Origin of the sequence: Actinacidiphila sp. bgisy160 (assembly GCF_965342435.1) — a bacterium.
Lineage (GTDB): Bacteria > Actinomycetota > Actinomycetes > Streptomycetales > Streptomycetaceae > Actinacidiphila.
Map to the genome: position 1 here is coordinate 32,989 of NZ_CBDRCM010000045.1, position 15,751 is coordinate 48,739.

At 73.5% G+C, this 15,751-nt stretch carries 12 protein-coding genes; 9 read left to right on the forward strand and 3 right to left on the reverse strand.

The genetic code is table 11. The features are described 5' to 3' along the window. The first annotated feature begins 258 nt into the window (after window positions 1-258). Genes ACRWNP_RS28025 through ACRWNP_RS28035 form a run of 3 tightly spaced genes read left to right on the forward strand, consistent with a single transcriptional unit; the run spans window position 259 to window position 3,042 of the window. Window positions 259-2,370, forward strand: a complete 2,112-nt coding sequence (locus tag ACRWNP_RS28025) for a molybdopterin oxidoreductase family protein (RefSeq protein WP_431966114.1) — start codon at window positions 259-261, stop codon at window positions 2,368-2,370. A 52-nt stretch (window positions 2,371-2,422) separates the two neighbouring features. Then, the gene (locus tag ACRWNP_RS28030; protein ID WP_431966116.1) at window positions 2,423-2,641 is read left to right on the forward strand and encodes a type II toxin-antitoxin system VapB family antitoxin; all 219 of its coding nucleotides are present in this window, start codon (window positions 2,423-2,425) and stop codon (window positions 2,639-2,641) included. Further along, complete coding sequence (locus ACRWNP_RS28035; protein WP_431966118.1) at window positions 2,638-3,042, forward strand: PIN domain-containing protein; 405 nt, start codon at window positions 2,638-2,640, stop codon at window positions 3,040-3,042. Before ACRWNP_RS28030 ends, ACRWNP_RS28035 begins: the two co-directional genes overlap by 4 nt. On the opposite strand, the gene ACRWNP_RS28040 is transcribed toward ACRWNP_RS28035, so the two are convergent. Next, entirely contained in the window at window positions 3,023-4,249 is a 1,227-nt protein-coding gene (locus tag ACRWNP_RS28040) for an MFS transporter (protein ID WP_431966120.1), read from the reverse strand. The two genes, ACRWNP_RS28035 and ACRWNP_RS28040, sit on opposite strands and share 20 nt — an antisense overlap. Window positions 4,250-4,421: 172 nt before the next feature. Between ACRWNP_RS28040 and ACRWNP_RS28045 the strand changes: the two genes are divergently transcribed. From ACRWNP_RS28045 to ACRWNP_RS28070, 6 genes are all read left to right on the forward strand, one after another. Continuing rightward, window positions 4,422-5,750, forward strand: coding sequence for an NAD(P)/FAD-dependent oxidoreductase (locus tag ACRWNP_RS28045; protein ID WP_431966162.1), 1,329 nt, complete (start codon window positions 4,422-4,424; stop codon window positions 5,748-5,750). 1 nt (window position 5,751) lies between these two features. Next, a complete protein-coding gene (nirB, locus tag ACRWNP_RS28050; protein ID WP_431966122.1) occupies window positions 5,752-8,337 on the forward strand; it encodes a nitrite reductase large subunit NirB in 2,586 nt (861 codons plus the stop codon). Continuing rightward, a complete protein-coding gene (gene nirD / locus ACRWNP_RS28055) occupies window positions 8,334-8,666 on the forward strand; it encodes a nitrite reductase small subunit NirD (RefSeq protein WP_431966124.1) in 333 nt (110 codons plus the stop codon). The genes nirB and nirD overlap by 4 nt, the downstream gene beginning before the upstream one ends. Window positions 8,667-8,694: 28 nt before the next feature. Next, window positions 8,695-9,348 (forward strand): PhzF family phenazine biosynthesis protein, encoded by a 654-nt coding sequence (locus ACRWNP_RS28060; RefSeq protein ID WP_431966126.1) that lies wholly within the window; start codon window positions 8,695-8,697, stop codon window positions 9,346-9,348. Between the two features lie 776 nt (window positions 9,349-10,124). Continuing rightward, on the forward strand, window positions 10,125-10,322 hold the full coding sequence (locus tag ACRWNP_RS28065) for an antitoxin (protein ID WP_431966128.1): 198 nt from the start codon (window positions 10,125-10,127) through the stop codon (window positions 10,320-10,322). Between the two features lie 60 nt (window positions 10,323-10,382). Then, window positions 10,383-11,309, forward strand: coding sequence for an oxidoreductase (locus ACRWNP_RS28070; RefSeq protein ID WP_431966130.1), 927 nt, complete (start codon window positions 10,383-10,385; stop codon window positions 11,307-11,309). 177 nt (window positions 11,310-11,486) lie between these two features. On the opposite strand, the gene ppdK is transcribed toward ACRWNP_RS28070, so the two are convergent. Together ppdK and dusB are read right to left on the reverse strand one after the other, a co-directional pair. After that, the gene (ppdK, locus tag ACRWNP_RS28075; RefSeq protein ID WP_431966164.1) at window positions 11,487-14,183 is read right to left on the reverse strand and encodes a pyruvate, phosphate dikinase; all 2,697 of its coding nucleotides are present in this window, start codon (window positions 14,181-14,183) and stop codon (window positions 11,487-11,489) included. A gap of 418 nt (window positions 14,184-14,601) precedes the next feature. After that, window positions 14,602-15,750 carry a tRNA dihydrouridine synthase DusB gene (dusB, locus tag ACRWNP_RS28080; RefSeq protein WP_431966132.1) on the reverse strand — a complete coding sequence of 383 codons (1,149 nt, stop codon included), beginning with the start codon at window positions 15,748-15,750 and terminating at the stop codon, window positions 14,602-14,604. Window position 15,751 lies beyond the last annotated feature (1 nt).

Sequence of the window (15,751 nt, forward strand, 5' to 3'; positions counted from 1 at the left end):
CTGCGGCGGGCGGTTCGCCCGCCCTCCTCCCCAGCCTTCGACCGGAGTAGCCCCCATCCGGCGCGATGGTGAGGGCCTGCGCCCGTGCGTGGCGGCGACCAACCGCGGCGGCTGGGGAACCGCCCGCCGCAGGCACCCGCACCCGCGGCACCGGTCGCACAGCCTCACACCCGGCACAACCCCGCGGGGAGCGCCCCGTGCGCCGGGCGTAACGCCCGCGGGCGTGGGGCGAAACACCGGCGCCGCATCGTGGACGGCATGAGCGCCAGCGGAACCGTCGACACGCACTGTCCGTACTGTGCCCTGCAGTGCGGAATGGGCCTGCGTCCAGGCAGCGGGGGCATCCCCGAGGTGGTGGAGCGGGACTTCCCCGTGAACAGGGGAGCCCTGTGCGGCAAGGGCCGCACCGCGCCCGCCGTGCTGTCCCCGACGGCACGGCTGACCGGACCGCTGGTCAGGGACCGCGCCTCCGGGCAGCTGGAGCCGGCCACCTGGGAGGACGCCCTGGACCGGGTCGCGGAAGGCCTGCTCCGGGTGCGGGCCGCCCACGGCCCCGACGCCGTCGGCGTCTTCGGCGGCGGGGGCCTGACCAACGAGAAGGCGTACGCGCTGGGCAAGTTCGCCCGCGTCGTGCTGCGGACGTCCCAGATCGACTACAACGGCCGCTTCTGCATGTCCTCCGCCGCGGCCGCCCACACCAGGGCCTTCGGCCTGGACCGGGGCCTGCCGTTCCCGCTGGCGGACATCCCGCGGACCGGCTGCGTGATCCTGGTCGGCTCGAACCTCGCCGAGACGATGCCGCCCGCGCTGCGCTACTTCACGGAGCTGAAGGAGAACGGCGGCCGCCTGATCGTCGTGGACCCGCGCCGCACGCGCACCGCCGAGCACGCCGACCTGCACCTGCAACCGCGTCCCGGCACCGACCTCGCCCTCGCGCTGGGCCTGCTGCACCTGGTGGTCGCGCAGGGCCGCGTGGACGAGGACTTCGTCGCGCGGCGCACGACCGGCTGGCCGGAGGCGCGCGCCGCGGCGATGTCGCTCTGGCCGGAGCTGGTCGAGCGGATCACGGGGGTGCCGGTGCCCAGCCTGCGTGCGGCGGTGGAGATGTTCTGCGCCGTGCCGGAGGCGATGGTGCTGACCGCGCGCGGCCCGGAGCAGCAGTCGAAGGGCACGGACACGGTGAGCGCGTGGATCAACCTGTGCCTGGCGACGGGCCGCGCGGGGCGCCCGCTGTCGGGGTACGGCTGCCTCACGGGGCAGGGCAACGGCCAGGGCGGCCGGGAACACGGCCAGAAGGCCGACCAGCTGCCCGGCTACCGCAAGCTGGACGACCCGGCGGCGCGCGCCCACCTGGCCGGGGTGTGGGGGGTCGACCCGGACGACCTGCCGGGGCCGGGGCGCAGCGCGTACGAGCTGCTGGACGCGCTGGGCCGGGACGTGAAGGGCCTGCTGCTGATGGGCTCCAACCCGGTGGTCTCCGCGCCGCGGGCGGCGCACGTCACGGAGCGCATCGCGGCGCTGGACTTCCTCGCCGTGTGCGACGTGGTGCTGTCGGAGACGGCGGCGATGGCCGACGTGGTGCTGCCGGTGACGCAGTGGGCCGAGGAGACGGGCACCACGACGAGCCTGGAAGGCAGGGTGCTGCTGCGGCGCAAGGCCCTGGACCCACCGGAGGGTGTGCGCAGCGACCTGTACGTGCTGAACCGGCTGGCCGCGCGGCTGGGCTGGGAGAAGGGCTTTCCGGCCGACCCGGAGGAGGTCTTCGAGGAGCTGCGCCGCGCGTCGGCGGGCGGGCCCGCGGACTACTCGGGGATCACCTACCGCCGGACCGAGGCGGAGGACGGGGTGTTCTGGCCGTGCCCGGACGCCCCGGCCGGGGACGCCGCCGCGCACCCGGGCACGCCCCGGCTGTTCCTCGACCGGTTCGCGACGCCGGACGGCCGGGCGAGGTTCGTGCCGGTGCTGCACCGGCCGGCGGCCGAGGAGCCGGACGGGGACTTCCCTCTGTACCTGACGACCGGCCGGGTGCTGGCGCAGTACCAGTCGGGCGCCCAGACACGTCGGGTGGCGGAGCTGAACGCGGCCGCGCCAGGGCCCTTCGTGCAGCTCCACCCGCGCCTGGCCGAGCGCATCGGCGTCGCCGAGGGCGAGCCGGTCGCCGTCACGTCGCGCCGGGGCCGCGCGGTGGCGCCGGCCCGGGTGGACCGCGCCATCCGTCCGGACACGGTCTTCATGCCCTTCCACTGGGCGGGCGAGGGCCGGGCCAACACCCTGACCAACCCGGCGCTCGACCCGACGTCCCGCATGCCGGAGTTCAAGGTGTGCGCGGTCCGCGTCGAACGGGCGGAGCCGCGGACCATCGACGTCTGATATCGCTGTTGATATACTGGCATCCCACCTGATATCAACCGGGGAGGCCGTCATGGCACGCACGGTCATCGATCTGGACGACGCGATGCTCGCCCTCGCCCAGCGGCAGCTCGGCACCAGGACGAAGCGCGAGACGATCAATCTGGCCCTGTCGATAGCGGCCGGGACGAGCGCCGACGACCGTGCCCGCGGACTGGCATGGCTCCAGGAACATGCCGAGGACGTCCTGGACTTCGACTACCTGGCGGAGCAGGAGCGCGGCGGCCGATGAGCTACCTCGCCGACACCTCGGCGGTGTGGCGCCTGTTGCGGCGGCAGATCCCCGAGCCGTGGCCCACGCATGTGGCCCGGGGGCTGGTCGCCATGTGTCCGCCGGTCGAAGCCGAGTTGATGACCGGTGTGCGCGCCGATCGGGAGTACGAGCCCTTTCTCTCCGTGCTGCGCCGGACCTTCGGCCGGTGCCCGGCGCTCGACGATCCCTGGCGCCGGATCCACGCCGTGCAGCGTGATCTGATCGCCATCGGGCACCACCGCGGACCGTCGCCCATGGACATCCTCATCGCGCTGACCGCGGAGGCCCACGGTCTGACCCTGATCCACGCCGACCAGGACTTCGCGTCGGTGGCCAAGGTCCGGCCCGGGATCGCCATGATCAGGGTCGACCGTCGGTAGCGAGGGCGCGGGGCCGGGCGAGCCGGGTCGCGGGTCCCATGGCGTGGGCCGCCGCGAGGAAGAGGGCGCCGAGGACGAGCCAGCCCGCGGTGCCGCCCGACAGGACTAGGGGCGTGAGGAGGGCCGGGCCGAGGGTGCGGGCGGCGGCGGTGCCGGCGCCGAAGAAGCCCTGGTACTGGCCCTGGCGGTCCGGTGGGGCCAGGTCGAAGGCGATCTGCCAGGAGCCCGCGGACTGCAGCATCTCCCCCGCGACCTGCAGGGCCGCGGCCGCCAGCAGCACACCCGCCGCGACGGCGGCCGAACCGCCGTACGCCGAGAGCGCGAAGACGGCGCAGGAGGCGAGCAGGAGGACACCGGAGCGGCGCACGGCGCGGCACGCGGAAGGCAGGCCGGTGACGGCGCGCGCCGCCCGCACCTGACAGAGCGTCACGGCGGCGGTGTTGAGCAGCAGCAGGGCGGCCACGATCCAGCCGGGGGCGGAAGTGTGCTCCACGACCCAGAGCGGGACGACCAGCGACAGCAGCGGCATGCGCAGCAGCAGGATCGCGTTGAGCGCGGTGACCAGGGCGTACCGGCGGTCGCGGAGCACCGCGAAGGCCGGTTCGGCAGCGGCGACGGGCGGCCGGGGCGGTACGGCGGGCAGCCGGGACAGCACGGCCGCGCAGACGAGGAATCCCGCCACGTCGACGGCGAGGACCGCGAGGTAGGCGGTGCGTGTGCCGGCGTGCAGGGCGAGCCCGCCCAGCGCGGCTCCGGCGCCCAGCCCGGCGTTGAGCGTGGACTGGAGGTATGCCAGCAGCCCGGTCCTTTTCTCGGGCCGTACCAGGGCGGCCAGCAGGGCCTGGCGGGCGGCGGCGAGCCCGCACTGGCCGACGGCGTACGCGCACACGGCGAGGAGGAAGGCCGCGAAGGAGCGGGCAGCGAGGAGGCCGGCCACCGAGGCGGCCGTGGTGAGCGCCAGCACAACGGCCGTGCCGCGCGGGCCGCGCCGGTCGGCGAGGTGGCCGAGGGGCACACCCGCGACGGAGCCGAGGCCCCAGGCGACAGTGAGGCCGAGGCCGACCTGCTCGGGCGGGAGGCCGACGATCCGGGTGAAGTAGAGCGCGGAGCAGACGAGATAGGCGCCGTCGCCGACGGAGTTGGCGAGCTGGGCGAGCGCGAGGAGTCTGGGTGGGCCGGCGGGCGGGGTGAGTCGCGCCAGGGTCATGGGTCAACCGTAGGGACCAGGTGGACTGGCGGACAGGGCCACCAAGCCGCGGGATCGGTGGGCCACTTCGGCCTCACAGCCATGCCGGCCCGACGCTGAGGGCACTGTTCCCCCCGGGAAACGACGGGGATGCGGCCGGGTAACAGCGGCACCGCAGGCTCGTGCCATGAAAATGGTGGTGGTCGGCGGCGGCTTGGCGGGGGCGCGACTCGCGCAGCGTCTGGCGCCCTCCGGCGTGGACGTCACGGTGATCGGCGAGGAGCGGCACACCCCGTACAACCGGGTGCTGCTCGCGGAGGTGCTGGCGGGCCGGTACGCGCCGGAGGTGGTCGCCCTGCCGGGTGCGCCCGGAGCGGTGGTGCGCCGGGGTGTCCGGGTGGTGCGGATCGACCGCGACGAGCGGGCCGTGGTCTGCGACGACGGCGGTGTGGTCCGGTACGACCGGCTGGTGCTGGCGACCGGCTCCAATCCGGTGCTGCCGCCGCTGCGCGGGCTGTTCGCGCGGGACAGCGGCATGGTGCCGGAGGGGGTGCACGCCTTCCGCACGATGGACGACTGCCTCGCGCTCTCGGCGGCCGTGCGTCCCGGGGCCCGCGCGGTGGTCGTCGGCGGCGGGTTGCTCGGGGTGTCGGCGGCGCGGGCGCTGGCGGCGCGCGGGGCGCAGGTGGTGGTCGCCACCCAGGGTGAGCACCTGCTGGAACGCCATCTCGACGAGGCCGCCGCGGAGTTGCTGCGCGCCCATCTGGAGGGGCTGGGCGTCGAGGTGCACACCCAGTGCCGGGTGCGCGGTCTGCTGACCCGCGACGAGGACGGGGGCGCGCAGCCCTCCCGGCAGCTGCGGCTGGTGATGGCCGCGCGTACGGGAGGCGGGCCCGCCGGGGCGCGTCCGCTGACCCTGCCCCGGGGGGCCGCTGATGACGGCCGGGCGGCGCGTCCGGTGGTCACCGCGGTCGAACTCGCCGACGGCTACCACCTCGGCGCCGACCTGGTCGTGCTGGCCTGCGGCGTCCGGCCGCGCGTCGGTCTCGCCCAGGCGGCGGGGCTGGCGGTCGCCAAGGGGGTGGTGGTGGACGACACGCTGCGCACCTCGGACCCGTCGGTCCACGCCATCGGCGACTGCGCCCAGCACGACGGCGTCGTCTACGGCCTCGCGGGCCCGGCCACCGAGCAGGCGGATGCGCTGGCCGACGTCCTGACGGCCGACCCCGCGGCGCGCTACGGCGGCACCCGCTCGCTGACCCGGCTCACCCTGGGCGGCCCGGCGACCCTGGACATCGCCTCCTTCGGCGAGACGACCCCCGCGCCGGGCGACGACGTGCTCCGTCTCGCCGACGCCACGCGCGGCGCTTACCGGAAGGTCGTCCTGCGCGGTGACCGCCTCGTCGGCGGCATCCTCCTCGGCGACCTCAGCACCGTGGGCACCCTCGCCCGCACCTGGGAGGGCGACGAGCCACTGCCCGCTCCCCCGCTCCACCTGCTCACCGACAACGGAGGGTCCTGACATGACCACGCCTACCATTGTGCTCGTCGGCCACGGGATGGTCGGACAGCGGTTCCTGGAGGCGCTGGCCGACCGGGGCCTGACCTCCCGCGCCCGGGTGGTGGTGCTCTGCGAGGAGCCCCGCCCGGCGTACGACCGCGTCCACCTCAGCTCGTACTTCGCCGGCGCGGGCCCCGAGTCGCTCTCCCTGGTGGAGGCCGGCTTCATGGCGGAGCACGGCATCGAAGTCCATCTGGGCGACCCGGCGGTCGCCGTGGACCGGCAGGCCCGGACGGTCACCGCCCGCTCCGGCCTGACCGTCGGCTACGACACCCTGGTGCTCGCCACCGGCTCGTACCCCTTCGTGCCGCCGGTCCCGGGAAAGGACGCGGGCGGCTGCTTCGTCTACCGCACGATCGAGGACCTGCTGGCGATCGAGGAGTACGCGATGACCTCGCGCACCGGCGCGGTGGTCGGCGGCGGGCTCCTCGGGCTGGAGGCGGCGGGCGCGCTCAAGGGGCTCGGACTGGACACCCACGTCGTGGAGTTCGCGCCCCGGCTGATGCCGGTGCAGGTCGACGAGGGCGGCGGGGAGGCCCTGCGGCGCACCGTCGAGGACATGGGCGTGACCGTCCACACGGGCGTGGGCACGCAGGAGATCCTCACGACCGGCGACGGCTCGGTCAGGGCCATGGCGCTGTCGGACGGCTCGTCGCTCGACGTCGACCTGGTGGTCTTCTCGGCGGGCGTACGGCCGCGCGACCAGCTCGCACGTGAGTGCGGGCTGCCGGTCGGCGAGCGCGGCGGCATCGTCGTCGACGCGACCTGCCGCACCGAGGACCCGTACGTCTATGCGATCGGCGAGTGCGCCCTGGCCTCGGACGGCCGGGTGTACGGCCTGGTGGCGCCGGGCTACGACATGGCCGAGACCGCGGCGAAGGCCATCGCCGGCGAGGAGGGCTCCTTCACCGGCGCCGACACCTCCACCAAGCTGAAGCTGCTCGGTGTGGACGTCGCCTCCTTCGGCGACGCGCACGGCGCGACCGCCGGCTGCCTCGACGTGGTCTACTCCGACTCCCGCTCCGGGGTCTACAAGAAGCTGGTCGTCTCGCGGGACGGTGTGCTGCTGGGCGGCATCCTCGTCGGCGACGCCGAGCAGTACGGCATGCTGCGCCCGCTCACCGGCTCGGTGCCGCCGGTCCCCGCGGAGCAGCTGGTGCTCCCGGCGGGCGCGGGCGCCCCCGTGGCGCTGGGCCCCTCGGCGCTGCCGGACGAGGCGGTGATCTGCTCCTGCCACAACGTCACCAAGGCCGCGATCCGCGGCGCGGTCACCGAGCACGGCTGCGCCACCGTCCCCGAGGTCAAGAAGTGCACCAAGGCCGGGACCGGCTGCGGCAGTTGCGTGAAGGTGCTGGGCCAGCTGGTCACCGCCGAGCTGGAGGCCTCGGGCGTCGAGGTCGACAAGGGGCTGTGCGGCTGCTTCGCCCACACCCGCCAGGAGCTCTACGAGATCGTGCGCGCGCTGCGGATCACCGGATTCCGCGAGCTGCTCGACCGTCACGGCCGCGACGGCGCCCGCGGCGGCGACGGCTGCGAGATCTGCAAGCCGGCCGTCGGGTCGATCATCGCCTCGCTCGCCCCCACGATCGGTGCCTCCGGCTACGTCCTGGACGGCGAGCAGGCGGCGCTGCAGGACACCAACGACCACTTCCTGGCCAACATGCAGCGCAACGGCTCGTACTCGATCGTGCCCCGTATCCCCGGCGGTGAGATCACCCCGGAGAAGCTGATCGTGATCGGCGAGGTGGCCCGCGACTTCGGCCTCTACACCAAGATCACCGGGGGCCAGCGGATCGACCTGTTCGGCGCCCGGGTCGACCAGCTCCCGGTGATCTGGGCCCGGCTGGTGGACGCCGGTTTCGAGTCCGGGCACGCGTACGGCAAGGCGCTGCGCACCGTGAAGTCCTGCGTCGGGCAGACCTGGTGCCGCTACGGCGTGCAGGACAGCGTCCGCATGGCCATCGACCTGGAGCTGCGCTACCGGGGCCTGCGCTCACCGCACAAGCTCAAGTCCGCCGTCTCCGGCTGCCAGCGCGAGTGCGCGGAGGCCCGGAGCAAGGACTTCGGCGTCATCGCCACCGTGGGCGGCTGGAACCTCTACGTCGGCGGCAACGGCGGCGCCACCCCGCGCCACGCGGACCTGCTCGCCCAGGACCTGAGCGACGCCGAGCTGGTCAGGCTGATCGACCGCTTCCTGATGTTCTACATCCGCACCGCCGACCGCCTGGAGCGCACCTCCGCCTGGCTGGAGCGGCTCGAGGGCGGGCTCGGCCACGTACGGGACGTCGTCGTCCACGACTCCCTCGGCATCTGCGCGGAGCTGGAGCGGCTGATGGCCGACCACGTCGCCCACTACCGCGACGAGTGGGCGCAGACGCTGGGCGACCCGGAGCGGCTGCGGCGCTTCGTCTCCTTCGTCAACGCGCCCGGCGTCCCCGACCCCTCCGTGCGCTTCGTCCCCGAGCGGGACCAGGTCAAGCCCGACCTCGACCTGCTCGCCGGCCCCGTGCTCCCCGTCCGCACCCTCGAAGGGACCACCACCGCATGACCGTCGAAGTCCTCCTCCCCGGCACCGCCGACTGGTTCGCCGTCTGCGAGCACGAAGCCCTGACCCCCGGCCGCGGCGTCGCCGCCCTCCTCCCCGACGGCCGGCAGGCCGCCCTCTTCACCGACCGGCACGGGCGCCTGTACGCCATCGACAACCGCGACCCGTTCACCGGCGCCTACGTCCTGTCCCGCGGCCTGACCGGCTCCACCGCCGAAGGCCGGGCCTTCGTCGCCTCCCCGCTGCTCAAGCAGCGCTTCGACCTGGAGAACGGCCGCTGCCTCGACGACGAGGCGGTCTCGGTCCCGGCCTTCCCGGTGCGGATGCGGTGACGGACGCGGCACCTGCTTGAATCGGTCCATGGCCGAGGTCGAGGTAGAGGTGCTGCGGGTGTTCGTCGGTCCCGACGGGCGGGGCGGGAACCTGCTCGGGGTGGTACGCAACGGCGCGTCCGTGCCGGGGACGGAGGCACGGCAGCGGCTGGCCGCCGAGCTCGGCTACAGCGAGACCGTGTTCGTCGACGACGCCGGGCGCGGCGTCGTCGACATCTGGACGCCGAGTGTGCGGCTGCCCTTCGCGGGTCACGCGACGGTGGGGACGGCATGGCTGCTCGGGGCCGAGGTGCTGCGGCCGCCGGCCGGCGCGGTGAAGGCCTGGGCGGAGGGCGAGTTCACCTGGGTGCGCGGGCGCGCCGAGTGGGCGTCGGGGCGTCGCACCCAGCGGTTGGGCTCGCCCGCCGAGGTGGACGCGCTGCCCGCGCCGCCGCCCGGCGAGGGCTGGCTCTACGCGTGGGCCTGGGCGGACGAGGCGGCCGGACGCGTGCGGGCGCGGGCCTTCCCGCGCCGCGGCGACGCGATCGTGGAGGACGAGGCGACGGGAGCCGCCGCCCTCGTACTCACCGCCGGACTCGGGCGCCCGCTGGATGTCCGCCAGGGCCTGGGCTCACAGATCCTGACCCGCCCCCACCCCGACGGCACCGTCGACATCGGCGGCCGGGTGGCCCTGGCCCCCTGACCGGTCGTCGATCCGGCACGACCCCAGCAACCCCCGCACGCACACCGGCCGAACCGGCCGTCGGCCCCCGCGATCACCGCCCCGGGCGCGTACACGGCCCCGGGGAGCCGGCAGCCCGGGGCGCCGAGCCCGTCCGCTCGCCGACGGCCCAACGGCCGGTGCCCGGTGGCGACGCGCGGGCGCGCTCACGAGGCCCGACGACCGACCGCCACGGCAAGGAGCAGCCGCCGGGGCCGTGGCTCCCGCCCGTCACACGGGAGGGGCGGGCCGCCGGCCGCCCGCCCCCGTCATCCGGCGCAGGGCCCAGGGCGGACCGGGCCCGCGTCGCCGTCGCAACCGCCCGCGGCGCAACGGGCCGCTGCCCCGTGATCGACGCCGCGCCCACCCGTCACCGACCCTCTGCCCTCGGCCAGGACGGCACGTCGCGCCGGCCCGGGAGGCGGATCCCGTGGCCGGCGCCCCGGATTCTCTCGCGGTACCCGGCAACGGCCGACGCGCCCTCCCGGCCGGCCGCCCGGGCCCCGTGGCCCGCGCCGGCCTCAGCCCCGTCCTCGCCCGGGGCGGGACATCGCGCCCGCTTCCCGCAATGCCCTCGCCCGACACGCAACGCCACCGTGCACACCGGCCCGCGCCGGCCGACACGGGGCGCCCTCGCCGTGGCCGCGCCTCGCGGCACCGCTTTGACCTGCGATTTTGCGGCCCCGGAGGTTCCGGATGCGGATCTTCGGTGGGGCGGTGATGCTGAGAGAAGTGCCACTACGGCGAGGAGGACAGCGATGTCCATGTTCGACAAGATCAAAGCCAAGCTGAAGGGCCACGAGAGCCAGACCCACAAGGGCATCGACAAGGGCGGCGACATGCTGGACGAGAAGACCGGCGGGAAGTACCAGCGCCAGGTCGACACCGCTCAGGACAAGCTGGGCGACGAGTTCGGCACGGGCAGCTCCGGCGAGGACCGTCCCCCGCACTCCTGACGCCGTAGGGCCGTCGCGCCCCCGTGTGGAGGGCGGCGCGGCGGCCCTACGCTGACCCGCATGGTGTGGACCGCGAACGACATCCCCGACCAGAGCGGCCGCACGGCCGTCGTCACCGGCGCGAACAGCGGTATCGGCTACTGCGCAGCCCGCGAGCTCGCCCGCAGGGGCGCCAGGGTGCTCCTCGCCTGCCGCAGCGAGACGCGCGGCAAGCAGGCGGTCGAGCGCCTGAAGGCCGAAGTGCCCGAGGCCCGCGCCGGATACCGCCACCTCGACCTGGGCGACCTGTCCTCGGTGCGCGCCTTCGCCGCCGGGTACGGCGGCACCGGGCTGGACCTGCTGCTCAACAACGCCGGCGTGATGGCCCTGCCGTACGGCACCACCGCCGACGGCTTCGAGACCCAGATGGGCGTGAACCACCTCGGCCACTTCGCCCTCACCGGACTCCTGCTGCCGCGCCTGCTGGCCACCCCGGGATCCCGCGTCGTCACCGTCTCCAGCAGCATGCACGTGGTCGCCACCATCGACCCCACGGACCTCAACAGCCGGCGCCGCTACCGCCGTTGGATCGCGTATGCCCGCTCCAAGAGCGCCAACCTGCTCTTCGTCCACGAGTTGTCCCGGCGGCTGGCGGCCGCGGGCGCCGGCACCGTCGCCACCGCGGCGCACCCCGGCTACGCGAGCACCGGGCTGCAGACCCGCGCCGCGCGCATGGAGAACCGCCGGACCCTCGAACGCGTGGTGAACCTCGGCAACCGGGTGATCGCCCAGTCCGCGGACGCCGGCGCGCTCCCGCTGCTGTACGCCGCCACGGCGCCCGGCGTGCTCCCCGACTCCTTCACCGGTCCCCGGTTCCAGGGGTGGCGCGGCTCCCCCGTCCCCTCCTGGCGTGCCCCGTGGACCCGCGACGACCGCGCCGGCGAGCTGCTGTGGGCGGCTTCCGAACAGCTCACGCGCGTCCGTTACGAGCTGCCCGCGGCGGGGTGAGCCGCCGCGTACCGGGACGCCCGTCGCCATGACGGTGAACTCCGGCGGACCGCGGCATCACCTGCGAGGGTGCGCGGCCCGTTCCGCTCGTAGAGGGGCGGAACGAAAGTGGGGGCGGCACCTTCGCACAAAGGTGCCGCCCCCGGTGAGGGTGGGAGATGGTCCTCCTGGCCGGGGTTACCGGCTGTCGCTGCCCTTGCTCAGCGCCGCGGCCCGGCCCGCCTCCAGGCGGGCGACGGGGATGCGGAACGGGGAGCAGGAGACGTAGTCCAGGCCCACCTCGTGGAAGAAGTGGACGGACTCGGGGTCGCCGCCGTGCTCGCCGCAGACGCCGAGCTTGAGGTCGGGCCGGGTGGCGCGGCCGGCCGCGGCGGCGGAGCGGACGAGGGCGCCGACGCCGTCCTTGTCGATGGTCTCGAACGGGGAGACGCCGAAGATGCCCTTCTCCAGGTAGGCGGTGAAGAAGCTGGCCTCGACGTCGTCGCGGCTGAAGCCCCAGACCGTCTGGGTCAGGTCGTTGGTGCCGAAGGAGAAGAACTCGGCGGCCTCGGCGATCTGAGCGGCGGTCAGGGCGGCGCGGGGCAGCTCGATCATCGTGCCCAGGGTGAGCCCCAGCTCGGTGCCGGTGGCGGCCTCGACCTCGGCGATCACGGCCCCGGCCTCCTCGCGCACGATCTCCAGCTCCTGGACCGTGCCCACCAGCGGGATCATGATCTCGGGGCGGGGGTCGCCCTTGGCGTTCTTGCGCTCCGCGGCGGCCTCGGCGATGGCCCGCACCTGCATGGCGAACAGGCCGGGGATGACCAGGCCGAGACGGACACCCCGCAGGCCGAGCATCGGGTTCTGCTCGTGCAGCTTGTGGACGGCCTGGAGCAGGCGCAGGTCGTTCTCGTTGGCGTCCTTGCGGGACTCGGCGAGCGCGACGCGCACCGACAGCTCGGTGATGTCGGGCAGGAACTCGTGCAGCGGCGGGTCCAGCAGGCGCACGGTCACCGGCAGCCCGTCCATCGCCTCGAAGAGCTCCACGAAGTCGGCCCTCTGCAGCGGCAGCAGCGCGGACAGCGCCTTGTCGCGCTCGGAGTCGGTGTGGGCGAGGATCAGCCGCTCCACCAGCTCGCGGCGCTCGCCGAGGAACATGTGCTCGGTGCGGCACAGGCCGATGCCCTGGGCGCCGAAGCGGCGGGCGCGCGAGGCGTCCTCGGCGTTGTCGGCGTTGGCGCGCACCCGCAGCCGGCGGACCCGGTCGGCATACGCCATGATCCGGTGCACGGCCCGCACCAGCTCGTCGGCGTCGTCGGCGCCGGCGTGCATGCGGCCCTCGAAGTACTCCACGACCGGGGACGGGACGACCGGCACCTTGCCCAGGTAGACCTTGCCGGAGGAGCCGTCGATGGAGATGACGTCGCCCTCCTCGACCACGACCCCGCCGGGGGCCGTCATCCGGCGGCGCTTGGTGTCGACCTCGAGCTCCTCGGCGCCGCACACACAGGTCTTGCCCATGCCGCGGGCGACGACGGCCGCGTGCGAGGTCTTGCCGCCGCGCGAGGTGAGGATGCCCTCTGCGGCGATCATGCCGTTGAGGTCGTCGGGGTTGGTCTCGCGGCGGATGAGGATGACCTTCTCGCCGGAGCGCGACCACTTCACGGCGGTGTACGAGTCGAAGACGGCCTTGCCGACCGCCGCGCCCGGCGAGGCGGCGATGCCCCAGCCGATCCGCTCGGCCTTCGCCTTCTCGTCGAAACGGGGGAACATCAGTTGCGCCAGCTGCGCACCGTTGACCCGCTGCAGCGCCTCGGCCTCGTCGATCAGGCCCTGGTCGACCAGCTGGGTGGCGATACGAAAGGCGGCGGCGGCGGTGCGCTTGCCGACACGGGTCTGCAGCATCCACAGTTTGCCGCGCTCGATGGTGAACTCGATGTCGCACAGGTCCTTGTAGTGCGTCTCGAGGGTCTCCATGATCTGCATCAGCTGGTCGTAGGAGGCCTTGTCCAGCTGCTCCAGCTCGGCGAGCGGCACGGTGTTGCGGATGCCCGCCACGACGTCCTCGCCCTGCGCGTTGCTCAGGTAGTCGCCGTACACGCCCTGGTGGCCGGTGGCCGGGTCGCGGGTGAAGGCGACGCCGGTGCCGGAGTCGGAGCCGAGGTTGCCGAAGACCATGGAGCAGACGTTCACAGCCGTGCCGAGGTCGCCCGGGATGCGCTCCTGGCGGCGGTAGAGCTTGGCGCGCTCGCCGTTCCACGAGTCGAAGACGGCGCGGACGGCCAGGTCCATCTGCTCCCGCGGGTCCTGCGGGAAGTCCCGCCCGGTCTCCTTGGCGACGACGGCCTTGAACTGATCGACCAGGCCCTGCAGATCGGCCGCGTCCAGGTCGAGGTCATCGTGGGTGCCCTTGGCCCGCTTGGCGTCCTCCAGCGCGTCCTCGAAGAGTTCGCCGTCGACGCCCAGCACGGTCTTGCCGAACATCTGGATGAGGCGCCGGTAGGAGTCCCATGCGAAGCGCTCGTTGCCGGCCTGCGCGGCCAGGCCCGCGACCGAGGCGTCGGACAGGCCGATGTTGAGGACGGTGTCCATCATGCCCGGCATGCTGAACTTCGCCCCCGACCGGACGGAGACGAGCAGCGGGTCGTCCGCCTGGCCGAGCTTCTTGCCCATCTTCCGCTCGAGCGCCTCGAGGTGCGCACTCACCTCGTCGCGCAGCGCCGCGGGTTCGGCGCCCGACTCCAGGTAGACCTTGCACGCCTCGGTGGTGATCGTGAAGCCCGGGGGGACGGGCAGACCGAGGTTGGTCATCTCGGCGAGGTTCGCACCCTTGCCGCCGAGCAGGTCCTTGAGGTCCTTGTTGCCCTCAGTGAAGTCGTAGACGAACTTCTGGATTACTTGTTCTTCCGACACGGGACTCGCTCCTCGCGGCCGGGATGCCCTGACGGCGGGGAGCGTACCCATCTCGAAGGCGCTGCAGTACGTCAATCACCAGGTCACACGGGCGTAACCACCCATCCGCCGAGAGATCGAAAGTCGTGGCGTCCTTCCGGGTGAACGATGGGTGTGTTCAACCGTCGAACACATGCTCTCGCCACGTGATCGGCACACTCGGAGTCGGTCACTCCACGTGACGGATGACTTGAGCATGTGGCCACGACAACCTTGGCACCCAGTGCCACTCATTGGAGAGGTGTGGTGACACTCCCACCGCTCATTTGAGCGATACCCCTATCAGGCGTGGCGAGAATCACTCGGCCTCCCCGCCTTTTGTCTTACAGTCCGGACCTCCCCATGGACCGGAGAAACCTCCTCAGCCGCCCGAAGTGTCCAGCTCGGCATCGGCGCCGACGACCACCGAGCAGTCGTACGGGTCCTCCAGCCAGCGGTCCGGGAGCACCACGCGCTTGCTCCCGGCCGTCCGACCGCGCGGGCCTTCGGCGCCATCCGGCCATTCCTGGTCCAGGTCGAGGTCGGCGAGGTGGGCGTCGAGCTCGGCGAGGGAGGAGGTCATCGCCAGCTTGCGGCGCATCTCCGAGCCGACCGAGAAGCCCTTGGTGTACCAGGCGACGTGCTTGCGGAAGTCGATGACGCCGCGCTCCTCGTCGCCCAGCCACTCCCCCAGCAGCTCGGCGTGGCGCCGCATGACGCCGGCGACCTCGCGCAGCGACGGTGCGGCCGGGGCGCCGCCGCCCTCGAAGGCGGCCACGAGGTCGCCGAAGAGCCAGGGGCGGCCGAGGCAGCCGCGCCCGACGACGACGCCGTCGCAGCCGGTCTCCCGCATCATCCGGACCGCGTCCCGGGCGCTCCAGATGTCGCCGTTGCCCAGCACCGGGATCTCCGGGACGTGCTCCTTGAGGCGGGCGATCGCCTCCCAGTCGGCCGTCCCGCCGTAGTGCTGGGCGGCGGTCCTGCCGTGCAGCGCGACGGCGGTGACGCCCTCCTCGACGGCGATCCGGCCGGCGTCCAGATAGGTGGTGTGGTCGTCGTCGATGCCCTTGCGCATCTTGATCGTGACCGGCAGGTCGCCCGCGTTGCCGACCGCCTCGCGCAGGATCGAGCGGAGCAGGTTGCGCTTGTAGGGCAGGGCCGAGCCGCCGCCCCGGCGGGTCACCTTGGGGACCGGGCAGCCGAAGTTCAGGTCGATGTGGTCGGCGAGGTCCTCGTCGACGATCATCCGGACCGCCTTGCCGACGGTCACCGGGTCGACCCCGTACAGCTGGATCGAGCGCGGCTTCTCGGTGCCGTCGAAGTGGATCAGCTGCATGGTCTTGTCGTTGCGCTCGACCAGGGCCCGGGTAGTGATCATCTCAGAGACGAAGAGCCCCTTGCCGCCGGAGAACTCGCGGCACAGCGTGCGGAACGGCGCGTTGGTGATCCCGGCCATCGGTGCCAGCACCACCGGGGGCCACACGGTGTGCGGGCCGATGCGGAGTGCGGGAGCGGTGGCGTCAGCAGTCATG

Coding starts and splice junctions, on each gene's coding strand:
- ACRWNP_RS28045 (WP_431966162.1), top strand. CDS start 4,422: ATGGTGGTGGTCGGCGGCGGCTTGGCGGGGGCGCGACTCGCGCAGCGT.
- nirB (WP_431966122.1), top strand. CDS start 5,752: ATGACCACGCCTACCATTGTGCTCGTCGGCCACGGGATGGTCGGACAG.
- ACRWNP_RS28065 (WP_431966128.1), top strand. CDS start 10,125: ATGTCCATGTTCGACAAGATCAAAGCCAAGCTGAAGGGCCACGAGAGC.
- ACRWNP_RS28035 (WP_431966118.1), top strand. CDS start 2,638: ATGAGCTACCTCGCCGACACCTCGGCGGTGTGGCGCCTGTTGCGGCGG.
- dusB (WP_431966132.1), bottom strand. CDS start 15,750: ATGACTGCTGACGCCACCGCTCCCGCACTCCGCATCGGCCCGCACACC.
- ACRWNP_RS28030 (WP_431966116.1), top strand. CDS start 2,423: ATGGCACGCACGGTCATCGATCTGGACGACGCGATGCTCGCCCTCGCC.
- ACRWNP_RS28025 (WP_431966114.1), top strand. CDS start 259: ATGAGCGCCAGCGGAACCGTCGACACGCACTGTCCGTACTGTGCCCTG.
- ACRWNP_RS28060 (WP_431966126.1), top strand. CDS start 8,695: ATGGCCGAGGTCGAGGTAGAGGTGCTGCGGGTGTTCGTCGGTCCCGAC.
- ACRWNP_RS28040 (WP_431966120.1), bottom strand. CDS start 4,249: ATGACCCTGGCGCGACTCACCCCGCCCGCCGGCCCACCCAGACTCCTC.
- nirD (WP_431966124.1), top strand. CDS start 8,334: ATGACCGTCGAAGTCCTCCTCCCCGGCACCGCCGACTGGTTCGCCGTC.
- ACRWNP_RS28070 (WP_431966130.1), top strand. CDS start 10,383: ATGGTGTGGACCGCGAACGACATCCCCGACCAGAGCGGCCGCACGGCC.